The 26,153-nt window shown below is 57.6% G+C and carries 23 protein-coding genes and 1 pseudogene; 19 read left to right on the forward strand and 5 right to left on the reverse strand.

Going from position 1 to position 26,153, the window contains the following annotated elements; translation table 11 throughout:
- Positions 1–32: 32 nt before the first annotated feature.
- Positions 33–1,353 (reverse strand): annotated as a pseudogene (gene glyA, locus EOA38_RS00925) (serine hydroxymethyltransferase).
- A gap of 100 nt (positions 1,354–1,453) precedes the next feature.
- Here glyA and EOA38_RS38900 point away from each other — a divergent pair.
- Positions 1,454–1,654 carry a hypothetical protein gene (locus tag EOA38_RS38900; protein ID WP_024505365.1) on the forward strand — a complete coding sequence of 67 codons (201 nt, stop codon included), beginning with the start codon at positions 1,454–1,456 and terminating at the stop codon, positions 1,652–1,654.
- A gap of 1,137 nt (positions 1,655–2,791) precedes the next feature.
- Here the strand turns inward: EOA38_RS38900 and EOA38_RS00940 are convergent.
- Together EOA38_RS00940 and EOA38_RS00945 are read right to left on the reverse strand one after the other, a co-directional pair.
- On the reverse strand, positions 2,792–4,726 hold the full coding sequence (locus EOA38_RS00940; protein ID WP_024505366.1) for an HrpF/NolX family T3SS translocon protein: 1,935 nt from the start codon (positions 4,724–4,726) through the stop codon (positions 2,792–2,794).
- Between the two features lie 301 nt (positions 4,727–5,027).
- Entirely contained in the window at positions 5,028–5,726 is a 699-nt protein-coding gene (locus EOA38_RS00945; RefSeq protein ID WP_024505367.1) for a secretin N-terminal domain-containing protein, read from the reverse strand.
- Between the two features lie 187 nt (positions 5,727–5,913).
- On the opposite strand from EOA38_RS00945, the gene EOA38_RS00950 reads away from it, so the two are divergent.
- The 12 genes from EOA38_RS00950 to EOA38_RS01005 all read left to right on the forward strand — a co-directional run bounded on the left by EOA38_RS00950 (position 5,914) and on the right by EOA38_RS01005 (position 15,465).
- Complete coding sequence (locus EOA38_RS00950; RefSeq protein WP_024505368.1) at positions 5,914–6,423, forward strand: nodulation protein NolB; 510 nt, start codon at positions 5,914–5,916, stop codon at positions 6,421–6,423.
- A 9-nt stretch (positions 6,424–6,432) separates the two neighbouring features.
- Positions 6,433–7,296, forward strand: coding sequence for a type III secretion inner membrane ring lipoprotein SctJ (sctJ, locus tag EOA38_RS00955; RefSeq protein WP_024505369.1), 864 nt, complete (start codon positions 6,433–6,435; stop codon positions 7,294–7,296).
- Positions 7,241–7,927 carry a nodulation protein NolU gene (locus EOA38_RS00960; protein WP_269470858.1) on the forward strand — a complete coding sequence of 229 codons (687 nt, stop codon included), beginning with the start codon at positions 7,241–7,243 and terminating at the stop codon, positions 7,925–7,927. Before sctJ ends, EOA38_RS00960 begins: the two co-directional genes overlap by 56 nt.
- Entirely contained in the window at positions 7,924–8,547 is a 624-nt protein-coding gene (gene sctL, locus EOA38_RS00965; protein WP_024505371.1) for a type III secretion system stator protein SctL, read from the forward strand. The genes EOA38_RS00960 and sctL overlap by 4 nt, the downstream gene beginning before the upstream one ends.
- Positions 8,544–9,902, forward strand: coding sequence for a type III secretion system ATPase SctN (gene sctN, locus EOA38_RS00970; RefSeq protein WP_127298278.1), 1,359 nt, complete (start codon positions 8,544–8,546; stop codon positions 9,900–9,902). The genes sctL and sctN overlap by 4 nt, the downstream gene beginning before the upstream one ends.
- Positions 9,878–10,390 carry a hypothetical protein gene (locus EOA38_RS00975; protein WP_032899688.1) on the forward strand — a complete coding sequence of 171 codons (513 nt, stop codon included), beginning with the start codon at positions 9,878–9,880 and terminating at the stop codon, positions 10,388–10,390. Before sctN ends, EOA38_RS00975 begins: the two co-directional genes overlap by 25 nt.
- 89 nt (positions 10,391–10,479) lie before the next feature.
- A complete protein-coding gene (gene sctQ, locus EOA38_RS00980; protein ID WP_095769044.1) occupies positions 10,480–11,508 on the forward strand; it encodes a type III secretion system cytoplasmic ring protein SctQ in 1,029 nt (342 codons plus the stop codon).
- Entirely contained in the window at positions 11,501–12,166 is a 666-nt protein-coding gene (sctR, locus tag EOA38_RS00985; protein WP_029354851.1) for a type III secretion system export apparatus subunit SctR, read from the forward strand. The genes sctQ and sctR overlap by 8 nt, the downstream gene beginning before the upstream one ends.
- Positions 12,167–12,195: 29 nt before the next feature.
- Positions 12,196–12,444: an EscS/YscS/HrcS family type III secretion system export apparatus protein gene (locus EOA38_RS00990; protein ID WP_081714428.1), complete on the forward strand. Its 249-nt coding sequence runs from the start codon at positions 12,196–12,198 to the stop codon at positions 12,442–12,444.
- Positions 12,445–12,452: 8 nt separating this feature from the next.
- Positions 12,453–13,271 carry a type III secretion system export apparatus subunit SctT gene (gene sctT, locus EOA38_RS00995; RefSeq protein WP_024505376.1) on the forward strand — a complete coding sequence of 273 codons (819 nt, stop codon included), beginning with the start codon at positions 12,453–12,455 and terminating at the stop codon, positions 13,269–13,271.
- Complete coding sequence (locus tag EOA38_RS01000; protein WP_024505377.1) at positions 13,268–14,305, forward strand: EscU/YscU/HrcU family type III secretion system export apparatus switch protein; 1,038 nt, start codon at positions 13,268–13,270, stop codon at positions 14,303–14,305. Before sctT ends, EOA38_RS01000 begins: the two co-directional genes overlap by 4 nt.
- Positions 14,306–14,661: 356 nt before the next feature.
- Positions 14,662–15,465, forward strand: a complete 804-nt coding sequence (locus EOA38_RS01005) for a hypothetical protein (protein ID WP_024505378.1) — start codon at positions 14,662–14,664, stop codon at positions 15,463–15,465.
- A gap of 525 nt (positions 15,466–15,990) precedes the next feature.
- Here the strand turns inward: EOA38_RS01005 and EOA38_RS01010 are convergent.
- Positions 15,991–18,105, reverse strand: a complete 2,115-nt coding sequence (locus EOA38_RS01010) for a hypothetical protein (protein ID WP_245454733.1) — start codon at positions 18,103–18,105, stop codon at positions 15,991–15,993.
- 1,348 nt (positions 18,106–19,453) lie between these two features.
- On the opposite strand from EOA38_RS01010, the gene EOA38_RS01015 reads away from it, so the two are divergent.
- From EOA38_RS01015 to EOA38_RS01040, 6 genes are all read left to right on the forward strand, one after another.
- A complete protein-coding gene (locus EOA38_RS01015; protein ID WP_081714433.1) occupies positions 19,454–19,783 on the forward strand; it encodes a hypothetical protein in 330 nt (109 codons plus the stop codon).
- A 71-nt stretch (positions 19,784–19,854) separates the two neighbouring features.
- Entirely contained in the window at positions 19,855–20,097 is a 243-nt protein-coding gene (locus EOA38_RS40080) for a nodulation protein NopA (RefSeq protein WP_224570034.1), read from the forward strand.
- A 117-nt stretch (positions 20,098–20,214) separates the two neighbouring features.
- Entirely contained in the window at positions 20,215–21,105 is an 891-nt protein-coding gene (locus tag EOA38_RS01025; protein WP_024505382.1) for a hypothetical protein, read from the forward strand.
- A gap of 232 nt (positions 21,106–21,337) precedes the next feature.
- Positions 21,338–23,401 (forward strand): type III secretion system export apparatus subunit SctV, encoded by a 2,064-nt coding sequence (gene sctV / locus EOA38_RS01030; protein WP_024505383.1) that lies wholly within the window; start codon positions 21,338–21,340, stop codon positions 23,399–23,401.
- A 53-nt stretch (positions 23,402–23,454) separates the two neighbouring features.
- Positions 23,455–23,997: a tetratricopeptide repeat protein gene (locus tag EOA38_RS01035; RefSeq protein ID WP_081714429.1), complete on the forward strand. Its 543-nt coding sequence runs from the start codon at positions 23,455–23,457 to the stop codon at positions 23,995–23,997.
- An 894-nt stretch (positions 23,998–24,891) separates the two neighbouring features.
- Positions 24,892–25,362, forward strand: coding sequence for a MucR family transcriptional regulator (locus EOA38_RS01040; protein WP_024505385.1), 471 nt, complete (start codon positions 24,892–24,894; stop codon positions 25,360–25,362).
- 228 nt (positions 25,363–25,590) lie between these two features.
- Here EOA38_RS01040 and EOA38_RS01045 read toward each other — a convergent pair whose 3' ends face one another.
- The gene (locus tag EOA38_RS01045; RefSeq protein ID WP_008874821.1) at positions 25,591–25,803 is read right to left on the reverse strand and encodes a cold-shock protein; all 213 of its coding nucleotides are present in this window, start codon (positions 25,801–25,803) and stop codon (positions 25,591–25,593) included.
- Between the last annotated feature and the right edge of the window lie 350 nt (positions 25,804–26,153).

Here is a 26,153-nt window from a genome sequence, read left to right on the forward strand (position 1 = left end):
GAGTTAGTGAGGAGTTTCTGGATTGGGGTGGCTTATCGGTCGCGGATGCCGGGAACATCGAACGCAGTGCAGAAGTCGGCAACGTCTCTTCGTACGCTCGCATGAACTTCCTGGTCATCGGGCTGGCGGCAGACCGAGTCGATGAAAGCGGCGATCTGCACCATCTCCGTTTCGCGCATGCCCATGGACGTCACCGCTGGTGTCCCTAAGCGGATGCCGCTTGTCAGCGCCGGATGCCGCCGGTCGCCCGGGACCATATTGAAATTCGCAATGATGCCTGCACGCGATAAGCGCTCCGCATAGGCTTTGCCTGACAGCGGCCGGTCCCGAAGATCAAGGATCAGCATGTGATTGTCAGTGCCCCCAGTGACGAGTTCATAACCTCGCTCCAGAAGCGCCTGGGCCAGAGCCTTGGCGTTGTGGACGATCTGCTGACCGTAGACACGAAAGGACGAGTTCGCTGCTTCCTGCAAAGCGACGGCAAGCGCGGCGATAGTATTCATATGCGGTCCGCCTTGCAGAAGAGGGAACACGGCGCAGATTGTGTTTGCTCTTCGGATGATGGAGGGGCTGATAACGGTCTTCATTCCTTGATAAAATGAAGCCACCCCGGGGACCGCGGATCGACTTGTGAGAGGTGCTGGTGACCACATCGCAATGGGACACGGGGTTCGGATGCACTCCTGCGACAACCAGGCCGCAGATGTGGGCGATGTCAGCCACCAGATACGAGTTCACCTCCGAAGCAATTTCGGCCATTGCCGCGTAGTCAAAAATACGCGGATAAGCAGTTCCGCCGACCCAAATTAGCTTCGGGCGTTCCCGCTTGGCGGTCTCGCGCAAGTGGTCATAGTCAATTTGCTGTGTCTTTTCGTGCAGCCTGTACGGGACGCGCTGATAATCGCTGCCGGAAAAATTGACGGACCAACCGTGAGTCAGATGGCCGCCTTCGGGTAAAGGCAAGCCCATGACTTTGTCACGGGGGCTCAAAAGCGCGCGATAGACAGCCTGGTTGGCTGGCGAGCCTGAATAAGGCTGGACGTTGGCGTGTTCACTGCCAAATAGCGCTTTCAGGCGCTCGATCGCGAGGGTCTCAAGCTCATCGACGATCTCGTTTCCGGCGTAGTAGCGCGCACCGGGGTATCCCTCGGCATACTTGTTGGTGAAAATCGACCCGGTCGCTTCCAACACCGCCGAGGAGGCAAAGTTCTCGGAGGCGATCAGTTTGAGAGTTGTCCGCTCCTGACGCTCCTGTCTTAGAAGCAGTTCGTGAACGCGGGAGTCGACGGCGGCTAAGTGAGGCCGCCCGTAAGTGTCGGGCTGCGCGATGGCGCCGCCGGCGGAGTTATCCATGGTAGTCGCGCTCCATTTGGACTGATCTATTTCACGATCAAGCAGGCGGTCCCTTCAACCGCGCGTCTTGTATTGCTTCCAGGCGTTGTAGGTCTCTTTTATGATGGCCATCATCGTGGGGCAGGAGATCGACCACCAATTGAGCCAGCCCGCCATCCTTGCCTCCTGCTTGCATATGGTACGAAGACTGCGGACGTTGTTCGTTGCAGCAAAGAAAGTTGGCTCTGCCCAGCCGCCGAACGTGGCGTCGAACCTGCTCGCGAGGCAGACTGGTAATATCGGCCAGCTCGCCGACGGTTAGATCCGCATGCGCGCAAAGGCCCAGGATTCGAAGGCGATCAAGATGCGCTGCCGTCCTTAGGCGATTTACCAGTGTCAACATTGGTTGGCATCAACCCGGACGGGATGCAGCAAGCCGCTAGCCCTTCTATCCCCATCAATCCGCATGAGACCTCTCTCGTCATTTGCTGTAAATCCGCTGGTATGGATGCTAATGGAAGATGGATCACAGTCCTTTCTACGACTAAGACGCCAGATATTGGGGCTAATGTACCACCTGACAGGAGACTACACTCACGAACATTATGTGAATTTTTTTTAACGTTGCTGAGAATCAAGGGTGAGGTTTGGCGAATGTCTCGCCGTCGACTGTCGAATCCTGCCCGACGGGATTATGGGGTGCGTAGCCTGCTTGTCCTTTCCACATGACCAGCGACGATGGGGCGGAGGCGGCAGACATAGCTCTGGAGCATGCTGCGGTATCTTTGGCCTGAAGCCGAGGAAGGCGGACCGTGGCTTCCGCGCCGCTGCCGGGAGCCCGCGAACAGGCCAAGTTGATCAGCCGGGTGTTGCCGTCATAGAGCGTGAGACCCAAAGCTGGCCAGCCGCGCCCTGAGGCTGACGCACCGCTCAGCGTCCACCTTGCTCTCGAAGCCCATCGGCATAGCGCCGATAACGACTTGACCGCGTGCGTGTCGACGAGCGATCGGTGAGCGCAAGGATCGAGGGTGCAGTGCAGGATAATGCTGTTTTAAATCAGCGCTGTTTTCAGCCGACTGCCTTGAGCGTGGGCACAAGGATATAGGCCCAAGGCAGGAGATCATCGTCTGCTGTTCGGGAGGCCGCCCTGGGCGCGCGACAGCCGTTCCTTCGGCTGCGCCGCTCCGCCACCATCCGCGCCGTGCCTTCCGGAGACCATTCCCGCTGCCGGCCGGCGCCCGTGAAAACCTCGACCCGGCGCACCGGCTCGAGATGGCTGGGCTCAGCGTAACTCTGAAGTCGTCATATACCGAAGCCTTCACAGACTTCGGACATCCCCCTCACAGTCCGATCCAGATGGCGTCAGGAACACCGCTGCGTTGATGCGGATGAACCCCTGCTTGTGCCACAATGACCCTTATGTCAGCGCGCGAGCCAAAGCTTCCGCGCAAGGCGACGGCTAGGATAAGGCAATGCCGACGAAGGGCACATTGCTTGCCACACTCTGGAATGATGGCATGCTCGGAAGGCCTAGGCTTTGCTCAGGGCCGCCTGCAAGGCGCGCTTTGAGGTTATTCACATAGCCTTCTGCGTAGTCCTGCGCCGTCGAGACCGAAAGATCAATGCCTGCCGCCAAGGCCTCTTCCATCAGGTGCTTTACGAGCCCATTTCGAATGGCCAGCTTGACCTCGGGGCCTGCGATAAGGCCGATCGCCTGCGCGGCCATATTGAGGCCAGCTTCCTCCAGCGCTCGCTTCATATCGCCTCCGTTAATGGCCGTACGCAGGAGATTGGCTGCTTGCGACTCAGCCTCGAGAACCATCGAGGCAAGATCGGCTACTTGTCCGAGGCCCGGAATGAAGCTGAGCAGTCCCACCGCCGTTGCCGCCAAGTCGAGCACTTTCGTCTCGATTTTGAGCACGGAGTCGACGACGTGCATGACGGCCCCGCCGTTCTTTTTGGCTGACTTAATGTCAGGCTGGTCCATCAGGCCCATCTTCATGTCCGCGACGGCATTCTGCTCTTCTGCGGTTTGGGCGCCGTGGGTGATTGGCTGCTGAACGTTGCGGTTCGCAGACGACATGTTTGTGCAAAAATGGGCAAAGTCTTTTTTGCTGATATTGCCGGAATCAACCGTATGCCCGCCGCCAAAGTCGAAGAATTTATGATGGGTCTTATAGCCCGTGATCGAATTGTTCAGGAGGCCAAACAGAAGAGGATCTGAAAGGAGCTGAGAGGCTGCTTCCCGCACTTTCGGATCAAGGCTCTTGTCGTCTTTCATTTTCGCCAGTTTGTCGCGAGTCAGAACACCGCTTCCAAAGAACGTGTCCTGATGGTCCTTGATCATCTCGACCGTATTCAGCTCAGTTTGCGTGAGGCTCATCGACGATGAGGCGACTTGCAGGAAATCCTCTTTGTGCATCTTCCCTTTCGAGCCACCGCACAACTGGTTCCAAGCATCGGGGTGATCGAGGAAATATTGCGCCGCCGCAATGACCTGGGGCGGAAATTTGCCGTTTTTCGATTCGCCGCCGACCATTTTCTTGAACTCATCCAGACTCAGGTCCTTGGACAGATTTTCGGAGTACCGGTAAAACTCCCGCAAGGCATCGCTCAAGGTCATGACCGAAGGCTGCAAACCTCCGCTGCCGTCGGATGGTATGTAGTTCTGCTCGTAGCTTCGCGCTTGGGCTTCCTGAAATGCAGCAACTTGTGGGTGGTGGTTTGAAAATCCGGCCAAGTCCTTGGCGTTGATCTTGCCTCCACAGCGGCCGTCGCCCTGCGAGCCAATCGCATAAAAAAGTCCCGAATCCTGCTGCAGTCCCTGGATCGCCGCTTTCAGATCCGGTGGCGTAGAGGGATCATTGGCTTTGTCGGTCAACGACTTCCAAGTAAGCGGGCATTGGTCCTTGTGACGGTTGAGTACCGCAACAATCTGCAACTCAGCCGTGGTCAGCGACCCACCGTTCCACGTGATTCCGGGGCTCGGCCTGGGAGCCGGCTCGATCTTCGGAGTGACGCCGAGCAGATGTTGGGCTTCAGTCGCCTTGGAGCGTTGCGATTGGTCCTCCTTGAGAGCCGCCCTCATATTTGGCGGCAGCAGATCCAGTGGGTGTTGCTCCAAGCCATTCAATGTCAAGACATCCGGTGCCAGATGGCCCAAAGGGTCCTGCCGCAATTTATCCATTGTCGAATCAAGATTCGACGCTGGCAGATCCCCTTGCGCGAAAGAGCCGGGCTTGTCTGCCAGCACACAAGTGGACAGCATCGCTTCGAAGCACGATGCACTTTGCTGATGCTGGGTCGCAAAATGGGAAACTTTCAGGCCCGGCCAACCCCTTGCGGACTGTAGCGAATTTGAGCGGTAGAAAGTTGAAAGATTACTGGCCGACATTATGCATCCTCAGACGTGACGTTGAAATCCCCACAAGAGACCCCGACAGAAGATCCCTTGCGTTTCACAAAATTCGACAATTCCAAGCGTCGGCAGGTCACGAATGCGCCTGCCCTGCCTTCAATTGCTGTGTTCCGGGCCGGCTCCAAGGTTCGGTCCAACACAATGGCCGGAGTCACCGCGAGAGCTGCCGGGACTCATCATGAGCGGATTAGCTTTCGAGAAACTGACGAGTTTGCGAAGAGTTCACAAAGGGGTAGCCGCAGTCATGTTCTTCAGAGCTGCGGGAAATCCTCAATGTTCATTTCTTGCCCAGCTCAGGCTTCCCGCCAACGCTATCCTGTTGTGGGATGTCAGAAGAATAAGAAGCATCCGGTCGTCCGTCGCGAACGACCGTAGTGGAGGAGCCGCGAAACAAGATCAGCACTGATTCCTTTGGCGTTGCCGCTATGTGAGTCTGCGCCTGCGCCTGCGCCACCAAGCCGTTAAAGGTCTGCTCCACGAGTGCGACGAAGCGCGGTGGACCGGAAACGAAGACGAGGCCATTGCCTGGCACGGGTTTGACCACATAGCGCTCGTCGGAGATATCAAGCTTGTCGAGAGCCCCCTTGAACGCATCGAAGCGAATCGACGTCATCAAAAGCATTCGAGTTTGCGATTCTTGTGCAGCAGACACATAGAGCACAAGGCCGTCATAGTACCATTGTAGACCGTAAAGGTTCGTCAAGCGGTCGAGGAACGCGCGCGGTGGCAAATCAGGCATACGTCCGCGAATTCGCCCCTTCACCGCAGGACTGATGTTGACCCTGATATTCAGGTTGTTGCCGAATTCCTGCAACGCTGCAGCGAGCTCCTGATCCAGAACCGTGTATCTATAGGGTGTCGCCGGAAGGGACAGCGGGACTGCATGCGCCGGGTGAATCCCGGTGGACAGAAAAAACCCGGCACAAAGAAGTCTCAAAACATGCAGGGTGACGGGTTGGATAAGCGTTCTCGGCATGTCGCACTGATAAACCAAACGCTGAAATCATCACAAGTGACTAAATTGCCGAAGAGATTTTAGATTGTCGAAATGACGCCGCCGTTAGTCAGCTTGTTGTCAGCTTGCCCCCCTAGGAGTGTTGCGCCGACACCGGGTGATGAATGGGCGGGGCTCGCCCGGTCAGAGAGAGCAACCGAGTCCTTACATGATGATGCCTGTCACGTCGATCTCTGCCACTCTAACGGCTGGCCTCCCCAGGGTCGGATCACCGTCGATTGTCGAGCAGGCCCAGTTTGAGCGCGCCTTAGGGCATGCAGCCGACTCGCTGAAAAACGATGCCGCCGCGGGGCCAGCGAGTGCGGCGCCAGTTGCTGCGGCGATGGATGTTCAGCGCGCGGCTGCGCCGACGAGCGGCATGGGCGATCGCGTGTTGCAGACGATTTCCTCCCTATATCCACACAACACTGTTTCCTTCCCCGCGCTCGACCATGACATAGCCCTTTCGAAGGGCGCTCTACCGGGACCGGCGCAGAAGCTTCCCGTTCCAGGTGAGGCGGGAACCGGAATCTCGGGCATTCCCCAACAAGGGCAAGACTTCGAAACGATGATGGCTGGTCTTCGGGATGTTTACAACGGCGTCACCCAGGTGGCGCTTATCTCCAAAGGCGTCAGCGGCGTCACATCATCCGTGAATAAACTTTTGAAGGAAGGCTGAACCGCGCGCATGATTGGCTTGGCCGAGGGCGAAATCATGCGTGGCCTGTCAGGGTGGCGGTCGGTTAGACTTGTCATGCTGCCAGTTCTCGTCGCCCTCACTGCTTGCAAAGCCGACCTCTACACGCAATTGCAAGAGCGTGAGGCAAATGAAATGCTCGCACTTCTTGAAGACAACGGGGTCGCCGCGATCCGGGTGGTCGCCAAGGATGGAACCAGCACGATCCAGGTTGACGAAAAGCTGCTCGCCTTCTCAATCAACCTTCTGAACGCCAAGGGGCTGCCGCGCCAATCCTTCAAGAACCTCGGTGAGATATTCCAAGGATCAGGCCTGATTGCCTCGCCGACCGAAGAGCGTGCCCGTTACGTGTATGCCCTGAGCGAAGAGTTGTCGCGGACGATCAGCGATATCGATGGCGTTTTTTCTGTACGTGTTCACGTCGTGCTGCCGCATAACGACCTTGTGCGAGCCGGTGCCACGCCATCCTCGGCCTCGGTGTTTATCAGGCACGACGCAAAAACAAATGTCGCGGCTCTGCTGCCAAAGATAAAGATGCTTGTAGCCGACAGCATCGAAGGCCTGTCCTACGATAAGGTGGAAGTGGTTTTGGTGCCGGTAGAACGGTCCGCACACGAGCAACGGCCCGATCCGACTGCTGTTTTGCCACAAGCATCACTACCTCTTCCTGCGCCACTTCTGGCGACCGTAACAGGTTTTGCCGCAGCCGTATTCGCCGTGGCCTGTTATCTCTTGATCGGCGTTGTTACGCGTCGGCGCAAGCAATCAACCGGCGTTTCCAAGGTCGAGGGGCGCCGGGATGCTTCTGCTGTCGAGGCCATTCGCAAAAGAATGCCTGCAATTGGACGTGGGTGACATCTCATTGCCAATGCCTATACAGACCGCCCGACCTGATGGTCCGCACTTTCCGGGCGCGAGCGAGCTTGCGGCTTCGGCCCATCCAACCCGTCTTGCGGCGCGTCTTGATCCAGCGTTATCGGCCGAAACGTTAGTGAAGTTGCAGAAGTGTTCCAGACTGCATCCAAGGCTGGCAGAATTGCTGGGCAACGATGACGTGGATCTGAACCACATCGGCTGCAGGCCGGACCTTCTACGCGGGCATGATCCATATCGAGCGGCCCTTCTTGCTGGTAGTATCTGGCATGCCCGTTCGCTGGTCGCGTTTGTCTCTCAGCCTGAGCTTGCCATCCTTGTTAAACGCATCGGCGTGGATGCACACGCATTCGGAATCCGACACCTGCTGCATGCTGTTGACAAAAGACTGATCTCGGACCCAGAAAAACTCGCTCAGCAAATCGAATACGATGGACACGCATGTCTTGGAGCTTGGCTCCAGGACAGTTCAGCGACCGAGCGTAACCGCGTGCTTCTTCGATTGCCCGAGGGGACTGCCGCGGAGACTCCAGCACATGAGCATTGGACCGCCGCCGGCCAATTGCTTTCACTTGTAGTAGCTCATTTTGAGACAGAGACCCCGGTGAAATGACAGTCGAACTTTCCGAGGGGCCAATAGCGCCGCAGATGCGTCCAGTCGGACCACTGATACCCGCGAGCGAGCTCGAAACCTGGCACAGCGCCGCGCAAGCCCTTGCCGCGGCAGAACGGCATCGGCAGCGCGTTCGAAACTGGGCACGCGCGGTTTACCAGCGGGCGTGGGCGCGCGGCCACATGGAGGGCTCGAATGCAGGCACCGAGGAGATGGCAGGGTTGATTGCGGAGACAATCTCCGAAATCGCGCGACGAAAGGCGGCTCTGGAGCAGGAATTGCCGCAGCTCGTGATGGAAATATTGAGCGATCTTATCGGCGCTTTCGATCCGGGCGAGCTATTGGTGAGGGCTGTTCGTCACGCCATAGAGTGTCAATACAGCGGCGCCGACGTTTGCCTTCATGTTTCTCCCATGCAAGTCGACATGCTTGCACGAGAGTTTGCTCGATGCGACGGCCAGGATGGTCGACCAAGGGTGCGGATCGAGCCCGACCCGACATTGTCGCCGCAACGCTGCGTGCTGTGGAGCGAGTACGGCAATGTTGACCTTGGACTTGACGCCCAGATGCGCGCGCTGCGCCTTGGTTTCGGGACGCTCTGTGAGAAAGGCGAGCTATGAGAAAGCCCGTCCCAGAACATAACGCTGACGCCGACACTCGAGCTCTCGTTCCAGCAATCTCGTCTTTGAGGGCTGCGGCCAAGCGAATTGACACGCGTGCGGTGCGCGGTCGGATCACGCGGGCTATCGGCACACTGGTTCATGCCGTCTTGCCAGACACTCGTATTGGGGAACTTTGCCTCCTAGAGGACCCGCGAACCGGGCTGTCGCTCGAGGCCGAGGTGATCGGCCTGTCGGGTGATGGTGTATTGCTGACACCGATCGGGGACTCGGTGGGCCTATCCAGCCGCGCAGAGGTCGTGGCCACTGGCCGAATGCGTGAGGTGCCCGTCGGCGGCGATTTGCTCGGTCGCGTGATCGACAGTCGTTGCCGCCCATTGGACGGCAAAGGCGAAATCAAGACCGTCGAAACTCGGCCCCTGCATGGCAGAGCCCCCAATCCGATGACGAGGCGCATGATTGAGCGGCCATTCCCGCTTGGGGTCCGTGTCCTCGATGGTCTGCTGACGTGCGGCGAGGGCCAGCGGATCGGGATTTATGGCGAGCCAGGTGGTGGCAAGTCGACGCTGTTGTCACAGATCGTAAAGGGTGCCGCCGCTGACGTCGTCATAGTGGCGCTCATAGGCGAACGTGGACGGGAAGTTCGTGAATTCATCGAAAGGAATCTTGGTGAAGAGGGCCTTCTCCGTACGGTCGTCGTGGTTGAAACATCCGACCGCTCGGCGGTAGAGCGTGCGCAATGCGCTCCAATGGCGACTGCGCTCGCGGAATATTTCCGCGATCAAGGCCTACGCGTTGCTCTCATGCTGGATTCGCTGACGCGCTTCTGCCGCGCTATGCGCGAAATAGGCCTTGCTGCGGGTGAGCCGCCGACGCGACGGGGCTTTCCTCCTTCCGTTTTTGGCATGCTGCCAGGCCTGCTCGAGCGCGCCGGCATGGGTGAGCGGGGCTCAATCACGGCCTTCTATACGGTGCTTGTAGAGGGTGATGGCACGGGTGATCCAATCGCCGAGGAATCGCGTGGTATTCTCGATGGCCATGTCATCCTCTCACGCGCTATTGCGGCGCGATCGCATTTCCCCGCTATTGATGTGCTGCAGAGTCGCAGCCGCGTCATGGATGCAGTCGTTTCGGGGACACATCGCAAGGCAGCATCCATTTTCCGCGAGCTCCTGTCGCGCTATGCCGAGACCGAGTTCTTGATCAATGTTGGCGAATACAAGCCAGGTGGAGATCCCCTGACTGACCGGGCTGTCGCGTCAATCGACGAACTGAGGGAGTTTCTGCGCCAGAGCGAAGATGACGCGTCAGATTTCGAGGAGACGGTCGCATGGATGTCGCGTCTGACCGCGTAAACTGGATTCAGTCTTCGAGGTTACGGCTTCTGAAGGAAATGCAAGAGCGTCGTGCCCTTGGCGAGCTGTCCAAGAAGGAAGCCCAGCGCGATGTGGCCGCCTCAGCCGTACAAAATGCCTCTAGGGAGCTTGCAATGATACAGCAACATTGTTCAAGAAAAGAAGCAGCGCTCTATCAGCATCTGATGTCACTCGACAACTTGTCTAGCGCAGCGCTCGACCGTCACCGCCTTCACACTGAACAACTTGCCGCTGAGATCAATTCCAGACGGCAGATGCTTGATGATACCCAAATCGCTCAAGAGGAGGCTGAGATGGCGGCGTCCAGGACGAGGGAGCTATGGGTCATATGTTCGGCGGCAAGGGACAAATGGCAACAAATCGAGGACGACGTGCGGCGCGCCGTCGAGACTCATTCGGAGGCCGCAGCCGAGATCGAGGCCGACGATGAGATACTGCTGAAATATGCGAGGGGGTCGCTTGCCTAAATGCCGCGCAACCGGATCCGACGGTCGCAAGAGGTCGTCCGAATGACACGACCGTGCAGTCTTTGATAGGCGCTGCGGTCACACCCGCCATGTTCGAACCAGTTCTGAAACTGTCCCACACGGTTGTCTCGTGGCTCAATGATACAGCAGCGCCGCGCACGCCGTTTCAAAGCCGGATCAACGAGGTGCCGCTATCGGTGCGAACGGCAGGGCTTGTCTGGCAGCAGGAACCTGCTGCCATTCCGATGCTTGACTGCGTCTGGAGAGTGGGAGCCGAAACGGTCATCTTGTCACTGTCGCGCCCGCTCGTAGAGGAGTTCATCACGACAGTGCAGAACGGCTTGGCCTTCCCTTCCGAGCCAACTGCTTCGCTAATTCTCGAACTCGCTCTGGAGCCGCTTGTCACTCGACTGGAGGAGACGACGCGTCTGAACGTGCAACTCGTGCGGGTATGCGAAGCCACGATGCTGGCTCCTCATCTTGAACTCGACATCATTTTCGGCGCGGTCAAGGGCAAGGGCCGTCTATTCCTGTTCACGCCACTTGACGGCTTAGTACCGCCTGCGTTTCGCGCGCTAGGCGAACTGCTTGCCCAGTTGCCGCGGCAGCTGGGCGGGCTGCCTCCAGAGCTCCCGCTCATTGTTGCAGGAGAGGTCGGCACGCTTCGCCTTCCTGCGGCGCTTCTTCGAAGCGCATGTGTCGGTGATGCATTGTTGCCCGATATTGCGCCGTTCGGCCGCGGCCAGATCACCCTAGCTGTCGGCCAGTTGTGCGCCGAGGCGGATCTTGACGGCGATGAATTAATCTTGCGGGGGCCTTTCCGCCCGCGACCGTGTCCTTTGGAGAGTGCGCATATGACACAACCCGGATCGCAACTGGAGCTTACTAAGGATCTCGACGATGTCGAGATCGTGCTTGTCTTTGAATGCGGCCGCTGGCCTATTTCTCTTGGGGAATTAAGAAGTGCCGGCGAAGGGCATATTTTTGAACTTGGATGGCCGATCGACGGCCCGGTCGACATAGTGGCCAATGGTCAGCGTATCGGGCGTGGCGACATTGTCCGCATCGGAGAAGAGCTGGGCATCAGGCTCCGTGGCGGGTTTGCATGCAATGAGTGAAGCTCAGCCGACAATCCTGGCGCTTCTTGCGGTTACCGCCGGACTCGGTCTGCTGGTTTTAGCAGTTGCCACGACAACGGCCTTTGTAAAGGTATCAATTGTTCTTTTCCTCGTCCGCAATGCGCTCGGGACCCAGACCATACCACCCAATGTGGTGCTGTACGCCGCGGCGATGATCCTCACTATGTTCGTTAGTGCGCCCGTTGCTGAGCAGACCTATGACCGCATGTCGGATCCCAAGCTCCACTATCAGACATTCGACGACTGGGTAAGCGCCGCTAAAGCCGGAAGTGAGCCCTTGCGCGAGCATCTCAAGAAATTCACAAATGAAGAGCAGCGGCGATTTTTCCTATCTTCGACAGAAAAGGTCTGGCCAGAGGAAATGCACGCTGCAGCCACGCCTGATGACTTTGCAATACTTGTACCATCTTTCTTGCTATCAGAATTGAAGCGCGGATTTGAGATAGGATTTCTACTTTATCTGCCTTTTATTGTTATAGATCTGATAGTGACAACTATCTTGATGGCAATGGGTATGTCGATGGTCTCACCAACTGTTATATCTGTCCCGTTCAAGATCTTCTTGTTTGTTGCCATTGATGGTTGGTCAAAATTGATGCATGGGCTTGTGCTGAGTTATACGTTACCGGGAGGCTGATCATCACTGAATCCAGCATCATTACTCTTATGAGCCAATCACTGGTGGTTTTCATGATCTGGATTCTACCGCCGCTCATTGCATCAGTGGTTGTCGGCCTCGTCATCGGCATCCTCCAGGCGGCGACGCAGATCCAGGATGAAAGCTTGCCGCTCACCGTGAAGCTTCTGGTCGTTGTCGCGGTGATTGGGCTGTTTGCTCCTGTGCTAAGCGCCCCGCTCATAGAGCTAGCCGATCAGATCTTCACCGAGTTTCCCGCAATGACACTTAGCTACTAGTCCGCCCCATGGACGCGCCATCGGCCGATATTCAAATTCTGATCCAGACGGCTCTCGAACTCGTCGTTGCGGCAGGTCTTGGGGCAGCCCGCGCGATGGGCATCATGCTGATCTTTCCCGTATTCACACGCTCGCAGATCAGTGGGCTGATCCGGGGCTGTTTGGCTGTTGGCTTCGCACTACCATGCCTGGCACACGTCAGCGGCGGATTGCCGGCGCTGGATCCTGATACGCGCCTGATCCAGCTAACCCTGCTCGGATTCAAGGAAGTTTTTGTCGGTGTACTCCTTGGCACTTTTCTTGGCATTCCGCTTTGGGGCCTTCAGGCTGCCGGGGAGCTTATCGACAACCAACGCGGCATCAGCAGCCCGACCGCTTCGGCCGATCCCGCGACGAACAGTCAGGCTTCCGCGATGGGCGTTTTTCTGGGGATCACTGCGATTGCCATATTCGTCGGATCAGGAGGCCTGGAAACTTTGATCAGTGTCCTGTACCGCAGCTACTTGATCTGGCCGGTGTATCAGTTTCACCCGACACTGAGTGGGCCAGGAGCAATGGAGTTGTTGGGGCTTCTCGACAGCATAATGCGCACGGCATTATTGGTATCGGGGCCTGTCGTGTTCTTCCTGATACTGATTGATATATCGATGATGCTGCTGCGTCGCTTTGCCCCGCAATTTAAGGCGAGCCAACTGTCTCCGGCAATCAAGAACATTGTCTTTCCAGTTCTCATGGTCACCTACGCTGCCTATCTGGTGGAGAGCATGAAACTGGAGGTCACACGTGCCAACGGCGTGCTGGAGTGGTTCGACAAATTGCTGCCATGAGCGACACAAGTGAAGAGAAGACACACGCCGCCAGCCCGAAGAAGTTAAGTGAAGCGCGCAAAAAAGGACAGCTGCCACGTAGCTCCGATTTCGTCCGCGCGGTCGGGACTTGCGCTGGGCTCGGCTACCTTTGGCTAAGAGGCAGCGTGATCGAGGACAAATGCCGGGAAGCGCTCCTATTAGCCACCAAGTTGCAGAGCCTACCTTTCGATACCGCGGTGCCGCAGGCATTGGTTGTGCTCGTCCAACTCACAGTCGCGGCTGTTGGCCCGCTGCTTGGAACCCTTGTCGCCGCGGTGATTTTGGCCAGCCTGCTAGCCAATGGTGGATTTGTCTTCTCTCTGGAGCCGATGAAGCTCAGCTTTAAGAAAATTGACCCCTTTGAAGGGCTGAAGCGCTTGGGGTCTGCTCGTTCCATGGTCGAAGTCTGCAAGACCATGTTCAAGGTATTGGTTCTCAGCGCAACCTTTTCCATTGTCCTTCTCGGGATGTGGAAGACAATGGTCCCTCTGCCGATCTGCGGCATGGGCTGTGTTGGCCTCATCTTTATGGAGACAAAATTGCTGATGGGAATTGGCGCCGGCGCACTGCTGGTCGGCGGACTGATCGATCTTCTGCTCCAGCGCGCGTTGTATCTGCGCGAAATGCGCATGACCAATACCGAAGTGACGCGCGAGTCGAAGGATCAGCAAGGAGCGCCAGAGTTGAAAGGTGAACAGCGTCGCATCCGCGAGGAGGCGGCCGACGAGCCTGCGCTTGGCGTGCATCGCGCCACGCTGGTCTTAACAGGAAGGGCGGTCCTGATCGGTCTGCGTTACGTTCGCGGTGAAACCGGGGTGCCGTTCTTAGTTTGCCGTGCCGAAGGTGAGCGCGTTTCACATGTGTTGAGCGAGGCGCGGGCACTACGCCTGACGATCGTCCATGACCATGTCTTAGCGCGTCAGCTGATAGGCACTACAAAACTCGGCCACGCGGTTCCTATGCAATATTTCCAGCCTGTCGCGAAAGCATTCTTTGCCGCAGGCTTGGCCTAGTCATTGGAAGTCCACGACTGCCCAGTTCAAAACTGACCTGGCTCCATGCTAGTGGCAAATGTCGGCTGGCCATCCGTGCCCCAGTGTCTCTGTCAGGCCAACCGCGCAACCGCGGGCCTGGGGCAATCACTCCCCTCGGATCTGCCACCCAGCAACTACGGCAAGTCCTCCGGGCATGACCTTGCAGCCTCTGCTGGCCGGTGCGTGGCGCAGTCCGAGGTTTTGAGGCCGGCAGTGCGGATTTGATTGGTGCAGCCGTTGGAATGCCCTCGTCAGCTAGTCGTCAACTAAGCGCCCTATGTTGAACAGCCGTGCTAACTTGAGCTCGGTTGCGAAACATAGGAGTACGAATCGTCATGTATGGTCGAATTGGTGGCTCATCCGATAGTTACCGCGCGCATAATGCCGGCGAGCAATCGGATGCAGGAAGCGAAGGGTTCGCGGACACATTTGCCCGAATGCACTTATCCGGATCGGAAGGTAGCGGCGCCTCATCATCGGCGGCTCCCCAAGCATACTCCCTCAATTCCCGACCTCCTGTGGTGGAGATCAACAGGACTTCCTTCAGGAGACAGGTGAGGCAATTTCATGGTGATGAAATCACGCACATCGCCGACAATCCTCAAGAGTATTCGGAGTTCGTATCGTCACGAGCCAGGCGCACCGCGGACGTTGCTCAGCAATATGGCATCCGTCGAGATACGGAGCACGCGCGATATTTCAGTTACCAATTGGGAGACCGGAGTGCCGGACTGCTGAGAATGGAAGGCGGATTCAGCATGAACGAGTTCGAATCGGAAAGTTGGCGGGAACAATTTCCTGGTCGAACTGAGGTCACTTCCATAGTGGATCTTCAAGTCGCCCATCCGCTCGTCGAAAATGCGGGCGATATTCTGCTGGAGCATCAACTTCGGATAGACGGCGACCGACCGTTGCTGAATTGGCGTGCGGCTAATCCGGAAGCACAAGCGCGCGCGCAGACGATGGGGTTTGTTGAAGTGGATCATGGCGACCTGGTGCTTGACCCTACGCAGCATCCCGACAAATGGACGAAGAACAGTGCCGGTGAGTGGCAGCGTGCAGGCAAACCTCCACTCTATCTCCACAAAACCGAGGATAGCGACAGCAGCGATAGCGGGTCCGACGACGATTTCATGTGATTTGTCGACCCGCCGCCGAGCCTTGCAACTGGTGACGGTTGCAAGGCTGTTGGCAGTGAATGCTAATTGTCCGGCGACAGCCCCGCCTTAGCGCCAGCGCCGCCGAGCAATCCAGCCCATCTCCCAGACAATAAACTGCGGATGCGCATCGTGGGTGCTTGCGAGCGGATTGTATTCGGGCCGGAACTCCGCCTCTTGGAACCGAGCTCTCCCGAATCCAATTTTCTCCACCACACCGTTGGGTCGTTGCGATGCGCCGATCCCGATCGGATCGGCTATGCCTGCTCCGCGCTCGCAGGAAGACCTTCCGCCTCGATCTTGGCGGCGCGATCTCGGCGATAAGTTGGATGGGAGGCAAGATACGCCGCCACGTCAACAGCCGGTAACGCGACATCGCAAATCGGCCCTGACGGTAGCCGATCGACTCCAATCGCCGGACCGCAACTCGCGCAGCGGCATTCGCGGTTTGGCCAGGAGAAATGCTCGCTGACTCACAGCGTGGCCGGCCGCATTCTGAGTGCCCTGTCATGCAGCCTGCGCCGACGGGAGCTCGGCACGCGAATGGCGTGGTTGGCGGCCAAGCCCTGAGGTCAACAAGGACTTACAGAAAGCGGGGGTGAGTTTGCCGCGATGAATTATGACCTTCTCGCGACCGGACCTAGCATCGGCTTCCTCTCGCTCTCGATTGTAGCCGCGCTGTTCGTTGGATTTAACGTGGCAAGCGGTGAATTCGGAATCAGCCAGCCCTTCCAAGTTTCTGGCCATGACGGGGCGACTCGTGTGGATGTGCACCCACATCGGGCTCGGCATCGCACCATTGACCAGCATCTTGGGCTGCAGCTTCATCTCAAACAGCTTTCCTGGCTCGCCACGCAGCGCGACCGGTGCCTCCGGCGGCATCAATTCGTCGGCATTGCACAAATGTTCCAGGTATTTTTGCGCCGGAAATGCGTAGGTCTTCATGCAATCAGTCGTAATGCCGGCTTTTCCTTCATTCAATGCGTTGGCCTGTCCCAGCACCATGTTCAGCAACCCTTTGAGCTGGTCTGTGCGTTCGTGCACTTTGGGTAGCTGGGTGGAGGTGAGTAGCAGGCGTACATTACGCCCCTGCAACCCGGCGAGACAGGTTTGCATCTCAATGGCCTGGGCTCGCAGGTACTGGGCCACATCGTCCACGACCTTACCGGCCTCCTCAGGCTTCATCTGGCGCACTTGGGAGACGACGCTTTGCTGACCGGCCAGATCGAACTGCAAAAGTTCGTCCAATCGTTTGAGCCGCTCCGTCAATACCTCCATTGACAACGCGGCGCCCCCGATTGTCGAGCCTGCCCCCGACGAACTCGCAGCCACCTCTTGCGCTCTCACCTGTGTACTCGCAACTTGATCCGAGCGCGCGAGAACCTTGGCTGCTGGCACTGTGCCGGCGTTCGCAGCGACTGGTGTTGATGGCTGCCCGGCGGCAGAAGTCCCGGCGCGAGCTGCCGACTTATGCTTTGACTTCCCTTTCCTTCGCGCTGTAGTGCCTTCTGACACTGCAGCCGTACCAGCAGTGCCAGCCGGTATCGCAGCGCCTGCCCTGGCCGGCATCGCAGCGCCCGCCTGGGCCTGTGGCGCCATGATGGCTGACGGCGGAGACTGCAGGTTCAACAAGTGCATGGCATCGTGCGCAGTGATCCATGCATCGTCCACGATCCGTTCGAACAGTTTCAATGGGAGGCCGGCATCTGGGTAGGTATGGCTTAGCTTGGTATGCACCTCGTGCAACGCCAATCCAAAATCCGAAAGCCGCTCCATGATTTTTTCTACAACCGCGCAATCATGAGCGTTGAGTGTTTTGCCATCATCCATTATGCCCTTCGCCAAAGAGAGGGCGCGAAGAGCTTCTTGAGCGGCGCTTGCCATCAGCTGCACCACTCCATTTCGACCGACGAGGAGTTCCTTCAAATCTGGCTCGAACCTGCTCGCCCGCAGTTCAATCTTGGCCCGCGCAAGACCGATCCGCTCACGGACCAGCCAGATCCTGACACTCAGTACCGAGCCGGCACGCAGCCGCAGTGCGCACCGCTCGGCTTCCCGCATCACGGGCGTTCCACTGGATAGGCTAGCGGTGGCAGCGCAGGCGGATCGCTGCCGTTCGGAGCGCCATGCCTTTTTTTCCCACCACTTAATTGCCGCCGTATGGTGGTTCTCCACATTTAAAATCAACAGCTCCTGCCGGTCCGCCTGGGAGTAGGAGTAGAGTTTATCGACCATACCTGCCGCTTTCTTGGTCTTTTTGTCCAATTTCGTGATCGTCGACAGGCCAAGTTTGTCTACTTCATTCGCGGCGTCGCACACGATCTGGCAACATCTACGCACCTTGTCGTCTGGCATAATTGTCTGCGCCTCAGCCGCAGGCAGGCTAGCGCGGTACTCCAGAATTGCTGAGGCTGCATCGACGACCCGACTGATCAGCTCCACCGCCTCCTCGGGGACGTCGGTTTTCCTGGCCGCAGCCTCGCAATCAGTCAGTTGTTGAACAAGACTGTTCATTCTGAGCTGTGTCGGACTGATATCTTCATTTGACGATGAGCTGGTGCCTTCCACCTGCGCGGTTGATAGTTGGCTACCGACCGGCGCCATGGCTTCGCCCTCAGACATGGAGGGAGAACCGCGCCGCCTTGCGGCTGCGCCACGTGGCGCTACGGTTCCGCGTGGTGGCGCAGCGGCTCCACGTCGCGGTGTGTTCAGGATTTGATCTTCGCCAATCGAGGCGCCTGGCAGACTTTCGCGGGCATCGCCTGGACCGCGCGCAACTGGAAGGGAGGAGGGCCTCCTATCGGCGTCCCCAGAGCGCATCTGCTCCACAACGGAATCGAATGACTGTCCACCTTCTCCCGCAGCAAGACTTGATTGCGAAAGGGAACTGCTCGCCCGCCCCGCGCGGCTGGCTCCAGTTTCAGCCTGCGATTTCCGTGGTCGGCCAATGCCCTTCATATTGCGTCTCCGTAGTAGGCGAGAATGTGCTGCTATTGTGCTGGCGGCTGACGAGACCAGCGGCATCTTTCGGTTAACGTCACGGTCAGCCAGACCCGCGACGGCGTAATGTTCCCGCCAAAGTGCTTCTCAGTAGCAGGCCAAGATTGGCCCGAGCTCACAGGACTTTCGCAACGTTGCCATCGATGTCCTGAGATTATCAGCGCTTCAGTCCGCCGATTTCCAGGAACAGCGAATGAAATCAGACCAACTCGGCTAGCTCCCCTTCCTAGACACGTGCCTGACGATTTTATTGATGCGTCACTCCTCTCGTTCGCCACCGACAAAGTCACACATTTGCTTCAGAGAAGCGTGTGCGTTGCGTATCACGCGGACCATTTCGATCTATAGTTACAAAAAGTGTCGAGACGGGACCTTTGGATCCGAAGGTCAGGCACGGCCGGCCTAGATAGACCGCTTGGCTGACGATTAGCTGACGATGGGAGTTCTCACGAACAGGGCAAGAAAATCCGACCGCTTCAAGCTTTCGATATGGTGAGAAGAGGATCCGCACCGGCCTCCCAAAGCCGGCAGACCATCCCATGTTCGTACGGTCGCCGACCTTCTCGAAGCCAATGAGCTCACCGCGCCGGGCCGTGATGTGCAGGCGAGAGAATGGTGATGCAAAGACCGAGTTCCTGCTCGTTGCGTGCGCCCGTGGAGCCAGCAAGAATACGGTCATTGCGGTCATGCAGCACGTGGACCGTGTCTCCTGTTCGACACCACAGCATCGAGGATGCAAACGAGCTGCTGCGGCTGCCATTCGGTCGCGGCATGCGTGGACGGCGGGATTGGCCGAACAGCCGAGATCGTGGTCGACTGTTCGATGCGAGAGCAACATCCTGCAGAGCATACGTTTTTGCGCTGGCCGGTTTTTGTCAAAAGCCGTCAGGTTCTCGAAAGCTCCCGCCCTTAGCTTGATCGAGGCTAACCTTTAACACGTCGCCGCCAATGGCAAATGCCGGAGTACCTGATGATAGCAGCAATTGGGAGTGGAGTTGGCAACCTCGGGACTTCCTTGATCCGAAAGGGCCATGGGGATTCGAAATCCGAGCATTCTGGTGATGGCAAGCCGGCTGATGGCAATGATGGCAAGCCAGCTGGTGGGAATGATGGCAAGGCAGCTGGCGGGAACGATCGGGCGGATAACCGGACCGTTTCAAATGATCAACTTCAAGACAACTCACAGTCTGCAGCACAAAGTGAAGCCTTCCAAAGTATCCTGCGATCGTTCGCGTTCCAATTCGCGAACGATGCGATGGCTGAGGCCGATGAAGCTTTGGATGACACAGAAGATGCCTGACGCGGGAAATCCGGCGTGAGGTCATACAGGCCGTTATTGACGGCACAACTCCAACAGAAAAAGGAATGATCATGGCTGCAGTTGATAATAATAAAAAATCAGGCAATACCAATACCAGTAGCGCCGGCAATACCGATAAAACTAACAGTGGCACTCCCGGCAATACAAGCGGAGCTGATGCTACTGCTTTTCAGGCGCAAGTGCAGGAACTAACCAATGTTAGCTTGGAGGCGACGAAAAGGAGTGTCCAGTTGCGCACTCTAACGACCAATCTCCAGACCATCAAGAAGGCCGCCGACGAACGCGTTTCGTAATGTCGGAAGCGGGTTTTAGACTGCCCCCTAGCGCGTCTCCTTATTGACGCGACGTAGTCCCGAAATGAGCCGCATGGCAATTGCCATGCGGCTTCTATCCTGTTTGAGAGATGCTCTGTGGATGACGCCGTTTCCCTCCGTTTCGAAGTGCGTTCGGGGCACTATTGCGGTCTGACCGGCAAGACGGATCTTCAAAAGTGTTTAATCGGCAGCGGCTTCGATGCCGATTTGGTCTTTGTCGAGCAGGGACTGGCACCGCATCACCTTCGTGTAACTCTTCTTGGCAAGTCGATCGAACTGGAGGCGCTTGCACCCGGACTCAGTATCGAGGGCAACCGGAATATCGCCGCAGGCCAGTCCGTTGTTGTGCCCCTTCCTGTCGTCCTGCTCGTAGGCGAGATGTCCATTGCTTTGTCCGTGCAGGATGCAGAGCCGCCTGGTTCGACCGGCATACCGCGCCTACCGATCGGTGTGCTCGCCATGGTCATAATCAGCTCACTCGGGATCGGCGCGCTTTCAGGCACGATCTCCTATCTTGGCAATGCAAGTGGATCGAGCCCCAATTCACTTCGGGCTGAAGTCGCGTCCAGAACGATCAGTCACCGCGCTGACAATGAACTTACGGAGGCAGCGGCCCAAGAGCTGCAGGAGGAAGTCGATCGAGCGGGTCTTCTCGACGTCAAGATTGGGTCGGCAAAGGGTGTTGTGACCGCCGAAGGCACCGTCACGTCTGAATCGGTCATCAGCTGGCAGAAGCTTCAGCAATCGTTCGATCGTCGCACCAAGGGTACTCTAACACTGGTGAACGGAGTGCTCATCAAAGAGGAGAAGGCGCCATCCGCAATCGCGGTCGAAGCTGTGTGGCATGGGGTCCAACCATATATTGTCATCGACAGCGAGAAGTATTTTGTCGGCGCCATTTTGGCTGATGGATGGGTGGTCGAACGTATTGAGGACAGCCGTGTGCTGCTGAGCAGGAATGGCCGCATTGCTGCTCTCCAATATTGAAAGCTCGCAGGCCCCATCAAGCAGCACTCTATGGCCAGCCAAACATCCTGTCGCGCTCGGTGCTGACAAGCTGGCTGCGTTGGAAACATTTGCTGCCCAGCCATTTCGCGCCTGCTTGTGGCTCTCATGCAGGGTCACGCGCTGGCCAAGGCTGAGGCGCCTTCGGAGTTCGAAAGCCACGTTTCATGGCGTAACAGCAGAGTAAGTCTCAACCGATTGCAAAGGTGTCTCGATGGCCAACGTCCTGCGTGACTTCATCAAGCGTGCGCCGGCCAGCCCGGATTTAATGGTTGCGTTGATGCTGCTTCTGGCTGTCGCGATGATGGTCATGCCTATCCCGGTCGTGGTGGTCGACGCCCTGATAGGATTCAATATGGGGTTGGCCATACTGCTGATGATGGTTGCCCTGTATGTCAGTACTCCACTTGATTTTTCCTCTTTGCCCGGCGTTATTTTGATTTCCACTGTATTCCGTCTCGCGCTCACGGTCGCAACGACGCGACTGATCCTGGCCGAGGGGGAGGCCGGCAGCATTATTCATACTTTTGGCGATTTCGTCATTTCAGGCAATATCGTGGTGGGTTTCGTCATATTTCTGGTCGTCACCATGGTGCAATTCATGGTCCTCGCGAAGGGTGCCGAACGGGTGGCAGAAGTGGCGGCGCGTTTCACGCTGGATGCTCTGCCGGGCAAGCAAATGGCGGTCGACGCAGAGCTACGCAACGGCCACATCGATGCCAACGAATCCCGCCGGCGGCGCGCCGAATTGGAGAAGGAAAGCCAACTCTATGGCGCGATGGACGGCGCGATGAAATTTGTGAAGGGCGATTCCATCGCCGGGCTGGTGGTTATCTGCATCAACATGCTGGGTGGAATTTCGATCGGCCTGCTCTCCAAGGGCATGTCCTTCGGCGAGGTACTGCATCACTACACTCTGCTGACGATAGGCGATGCATTGATATCGCAGATTCCGGCCCTTCTGCTCTCCATTACTGCGGCGACCATCGTCACCCGTGTGACTGGGACGGCGAGGATCAACCTCGGTACAGAAATGGTCAGTCAGCTCACGGCCAGCACTCGAGCCTTGCGACTGGCGGCCGGCGTCCTGGTTGTAATGGGGTTCGTTCCTGGGTTTCCCCTCCCCGTCTTTCTGATGCTGGCCGCAGTGTTCGCTGCGGTAAGCATTGTCAAGGCTGATGTGCTGGGCGCCGGCACTGCCGATGCGAAAGGTGGAACTGCAGCGGAGCCTAAGCAAGCCGCGCCTGCGAAGGAATTCCCGATCGCATTTTTTCTAGCGCCAGATCTTATGCAGGCGGTCGATCAAGCCGAATTGCAAAAACATATTGGGCGCGTTTCGCTCCTGGTCACAGCCGATCTGGGCATTATCGTTCCTCGCATCCCTGTCTTGGTTGACGAGCAGCTGCCTGAATCGCAATTCCGAATTGATGTCGAGGGCGTGCCAGTCGAACAGGACGCCTTAGATCCAAACCAGATGGCGCTCCGAGCCGATGTAGCGCACGTCGACTCGAGCGGTGTCCCCCTTAGACGTGAGCCGAAAACGGACACACTCCCGGTTGAACATACCCCTGCAAAGGCCCTTACGGGCGCCGGCACGGAGCATAGGGCTCCCGGCGAACTCCTCGCCTTGCGCGTCCATGCAGCGTTGACCCGCTACGCACCGCGATTGGTGGGCATCCAAGAGACCCGACATTTCCTGGGCCGAATGGAGCAGGAATATTCTGAGCTTGTGAAAGAGGTGCTACGCACGACGCCGATTCCTCGGATTGCCGATGTTCTGCGCCGCCTCCTGGAGGAAGGTATCCCAATCCGCCACACCCGTCTCGTGTTGGAGGCATTGGCCGAATGGAGCGAGCGTGAGCAGAACGTTGCCCTGCTGACGGAATATGTCCGTTCTGGTTTGAAGCGACAGATCTGCCACCGCCATGCCAACACGGAGGGCATCGTGTCCGCCCTGGTCGTCGAGCGCGAGAGCGAGGATGTGATGCGTGGCGCGGTTCGAGATTCGGATGCAGGCCCCTATCTCGCACTGGAGGATCGGCAAAGCGAAGCGATGCTATCACAGATACGTCAGGTCCTTTCGAACGCAGAACCGGGTCAAACCCGCCCTATTCTGTTGACGTCGATGGATGTCCGACGTTTCGTCCGCGGCTTTCTGACGCGAAACGGGGTTGATCTCGCCGTGCTGTCTTATCAAGACCTCGCCTCCGACTTTACAATTCGCCCCGCAGGATCCGTCACACTCCCGCACGGATCGAACAGCGGATTGTTAGAGTAGTCCCACCTTTCCTAACTGAACGCCACGCGCCTCCCCGATAACTGAGAGATAACATGAATAGTAATACAGTTTCTCCATCGCCTATGTTTCTGCGCCGGAACTCACTTCTTTTTGCCGTACTCGCCATTCTGCCTTTGGGCGGTTGCGCCAGCTGGCAAAAGCCGGCTCTTTCCGTGCAGGAGACATCTTCCCCCGAGTTGCTCAGCGCCGATCAAATCGATCCGGCTATGCGCGAACGCATTTTGCGCGAAGTTGGTCAGGATGTTCAAGAGCGGGCTTTGCGGGATGAGGTGAAGCAGCACCCGGACAATGTTGATGCGGCGATACGACTTACAAATGCCTTGGTGGGCCAGAAGCGCCCGCACGAAGCGGTTGAGGTGCTCGACAGCGTCTTGGTTGCAGCCCCAGGAAACGTACGTGCATTGAATGCGAAGGGCGTGATTTTGGACATTGAGGGGCGGCATGACGCGGCACAGGCCCTGTATCGGCGAGCTCTCGAAAACGAGCCAGGCAATCAGATGGTGCAGCATAACTTCAATCTGTCGCTTGCCTTTAACGGCAAGTCCAAACAACCAAGGTTAGCACGATCGCAATAGGTGGGCACAGTGCATGCGCAGCCTGTTCCCCGGCTCGAACACGCGCTCGGCTCCCATCATAGATGGCCCCCTGAAGAGAGCCATATCTATGCAAAACAGTTGCTCCAGATCTGGCCGGCAGAGATCGGCAGGAGAGCCGGATGACATCACGCGGCCACCCGCAAGGCCACCCGCCTCGCTTCGTTGCCAGAGCGCCCTCTCCCTCGCCGGTCACCGTCTCGCAATGCGGCGACCTGGCTTAAGGCGGTCGACCGAGCGCCCGATGCAGTAGCCATGAATACGTAACGCAGCGATGGACCCGCCGGATCGTGTCGCGCTTGTGCTGGCCGTCCCTGCCATTACAGCACGGTGATTGTAGCTGGATCCTATTCTAGAGGCATCGATGGTGTGGATGCCTTCGATCCAAACAATCGATTTGTTGAATTCGTCCGCCTGAGGAAATTAGCTGCGGCGATCCGACTTCCGACGCCTGCAGGCGCAAAACCAACAGCGTGAGCGCTGCGGGTCCGGAGGCAGGCTGCAAAGTGCAATCACCAGCGCTGATAAGCGGCAAGTGAAGAATGTATCGCTCGGGCGACTCCTGTGTTGTGCACGGTTGCCCCGCGAGGTGAACTGTAGCAGCTTGGCAGCTCAGCGTTCACGAAAGGAGAAAAGATTTGGGGCCAAGCAAAGACCGGCTTTTTTGATTGTCTTGCTGTATCGCTATGGTGGGGCGGGCGCGACCGCTCCCATAATTCAATACGCTGCCTTTAGCGATGGACGATGACGGGATGCGTCGCCGAGACTTCAATGGTGGAGGAGCAGCGCACCCGTCGATCCATTTGCTTTCAGCGGCAACCGCCACTATGAAGCGACACTTCGCCCAACTGTGTTTCAAGCTGCCCGGAGAAGTTTATGACAGAAGAACCCCACAAGACCGACATCCTCATCGAGCTCACTGCCGATGTTGTATCAGCCTACGTCTCCAACAACCCCGTCCCGGCGGGGGAGCTTCCTGCCCTGATCGCCCAAGTGCACGGGGCTCTAAACGGCACGGCTGGACTCATACCGGCAGAAGAGCCTGTGCCTGTAAAAAAACCTGCTGTCCCGATCAAAAAGTCGATCGAACCGGACTACATCATTAGCCTTGAAGACGGCAAGAAATTCAAATCGCTAAAGCGCCATCTGGCGACGCACTATGGTCTGACCCCAGACGAATATCGCGCCAAATGGGGTCTGCCGTCGGATTATCCCATGGTGGCGCCGAATTACGCCGCTGCGCGCTCCGCCTTGGCCAAGACCATGGGACTCGGCCGCAAACCGAAAGAGCCGGAAGCCCCAGCCACGGCGCCGGCGAAACGGACCCGCAAGAAGGTCGCAGCCTAAATCCGTATCAACAGTCGTTCGGACGCGCAGCAGCCGTTGGCCCAATCTGCGCGGAATCAAAGGGCGGGGATGAGCCCCGCCTTTCCCGTCCAAGAGCCTCATTTCCAGAGTAATTCATGATGGCTCCAGCAATCCCTGCCGCGGCATTAACTTGCATGCTCCGGCCCGGGTTTCGAGCCGTCAATGCGTTCCGGCGATGACGAACCTTGCCAAGGCTTTCCCGGACCGTTAGCCAGCCTTGCTGAGGCTGCCTGCAGAGGACTTTCCCGTGCGGCGATCCTGTTCCACCTCGTAGTTGATCTTCTGGCCCTCATTAAGGGTCGACAGGCCCGCTCGTTCAACAGCGGAAATGTGGACAAAGACATCCTGACCGCCGTTGTCAGGCTGAATAAAACCAAAACCCTTCGTGCTGTTGAACCACTTCACCGTTCCAGTCGCCATATCCATTCCTTTGTAATAAGTCGCAACTTAGGCAGGCCATTCACGCCAGCCTGATTTGTACACGAGACTTTAGGCGCATCAAAATCGGAAAATTGCAAGGCCCACTCGATCGCCTGATCTCCAGCAGCAACTGCAACATATGCGAGGCGCGTGCCAGACGAGGCGTATGCCAGACGTTTCGTCGTGCGCTGTCGCTCGAACGTTGACAGAAACAATGACACACCTTGCAAACTCGGCACATCTTGTGGACGTGCTCGGGTCGCTTCTCGACTGCGATACCCGCTCCTGACCGGGTATCGCAGTCGAGAAGCGACCCGAGCACGTCCACAAGATGTGCCGAGTTTGCAAGG

The sequence above is a fragment of the Mesorhizobium sp. M1E.F.Ca.ET.041.01.1.1 genome (genome assembly GCF_003997355.1).
Classification (GTDB): domain Bacteria; phylum Pseudomonadota; class Alphaproteobacteria; order Rhizobiales; family Rhizobiaceae; genus Mesorhizobium.

Bases quoted from the DNA above. Each gene is read 5' to 3' on its own strand.
- EOA38_RS38900 (WP_024505365.1), top strand. From the start codon at position 1,454: ATGATGGCCATCATCGTGGGGCAGGAGATCGACCACCAATTGAGCCAG.
- EOA38_RS00940 (WP_024505366.1), bottom strand. From the start codon at position 4,726: ATGTCGGCCAGTAATCTTTCAACTTTCTACCGCTCAAATTCGCTACAG.
- EOA38_RS00945 (WP_024505367.1), bottom strand. From the start codon at position 5,726: ATGCCGAGAACGCTTATCCAACCCGTCACCCTGCATGTTTTGAGACTT.
- EOA38_RS00950 (WP_024505368.1), top strand. From the start codon at position 5,914: ATGATGATGCCTGTCACGTCGATCTCTGCCACTCTAACGGCTGGCCTC.
- sctJ (WP_024505369.1), top strand. From the start codon at position 6,433: ATGATTGGCTTGGCCGAGGGCGAAATCATGCGTGGCCTGTCAGGGTGG.
- EOA38_RS00960 (WP_269470858.1), top strand. From the start codon at position 7,241: ATGCTTCTGCTGTCGAGGCCATTCGCAAAAGAATGCCTGCAATTGGAC.
- sctL (WP_024505371.1), top strand. From the start codon at position 7,924: ATGACAGTCGAACTTTCCGAGGGGCCAATAGCGCCGCAGATGCGTCCA.
- sctN (WP_127298278.1), top strand. From the start codon at position 8,544: ATGAGAAAGCCCGTCCCAGAACATAACGCTGACGCCGACACTCGAGCT.
- EOA38_RS00975 (WP_032899688.1), top strand. From the start codon at position 9,878: ATGGATGTCGCGTCTGACCGCGTAAACTGGATTCAGTCTTCGAGGTTA.
- sctQ (WP_095769044.1), top strand. From the start codon at position 10,480: ATGTTCGAACCAGTTCTGAAACTGTCCCACACGGTTGTCTCGTGGCTC.
- sctR (WP_029354851.1), top strand. From the start codon at position 11,501: ATGAGTGAAGCTCAGCCGACAATCCTGGCGCTTCTTGCGGTTACCGCC.
- EOA38_RS00990 (WP_081714428.1), top strand. From the start codon at position 12,196: ATGAGCCAATCACTGGTGGTTTTCATGATCTGGATTCTACCGCCGCTC.
- sctT (WP_024505376.1), top strand. From the start codon at position 12,453: ATGGACGCGCCATCGGCCGATATTCAAATTCTGATCCAGACGGCTCTC.
- EOA38_RS01000 (WP_024505377.1), top strand. From the start codon at position 13,268: ATGAGCGACACAAGTGAAGAGAAGACACACGCCGCCAGCCCGAAGAAG.
- EOA38_RS01005 (WP_024505378.1), top strand. From the start codon at position 14,662: ATGTATGGTCGAATTGGTGGCTCATCCGATAGTTACCGCGCGCATAAT.
- EOA38_RS01010 (WP_245454733.1), bottom strand. From the start codon at position 18,105: ATGTCTGAGGGCGAAGCCATGGCGCCGGTCGGTAGCCAACTATCAACC.
- EOA38_RS01015 (WP_081714433.1), top strand. From the start codon at position 19,454: ATGATAGCAGCAATTGGGAGTGGAGTTGGCAACCTCGGGACTTCCTTG.
- EOA38_RS40080 (WP_224570034.1), top strand. From the start codon at position 19,855: ATGGCTGCAGTTGATAATAATAAAAAATCAGGCAATACCAATACCAGT.
- sctV (WP_024505383.1), top strand. From the start codon at position 21,338: ATGGCCAACGTCCTGCGTGACTTCATCAAGCGTGCGCCGGCCAGCCCG.
- EOA38_RS01035 (WP_081714429.1), top strand. From the start codon at position 23,455: ATGAATAGTAATACAGTTTCTCCATCGCCTATGTTTCTGCGCCGGAAC.
- EOA38_RS01040 (WP_024505385.1), top strand. From the start codon at position 24,892: ATGACAGAAGAACCCCACAAGACCGACATCCTCATCGAGCTCACTGCC.
- EOA38_RS01045 (WP_008874821.1), bottom strand. From the start codon at position 25,803: ATGGCGACTGGAACGGTGAAGTGGTTCAACAGCACGAAGGGTTTTGGT.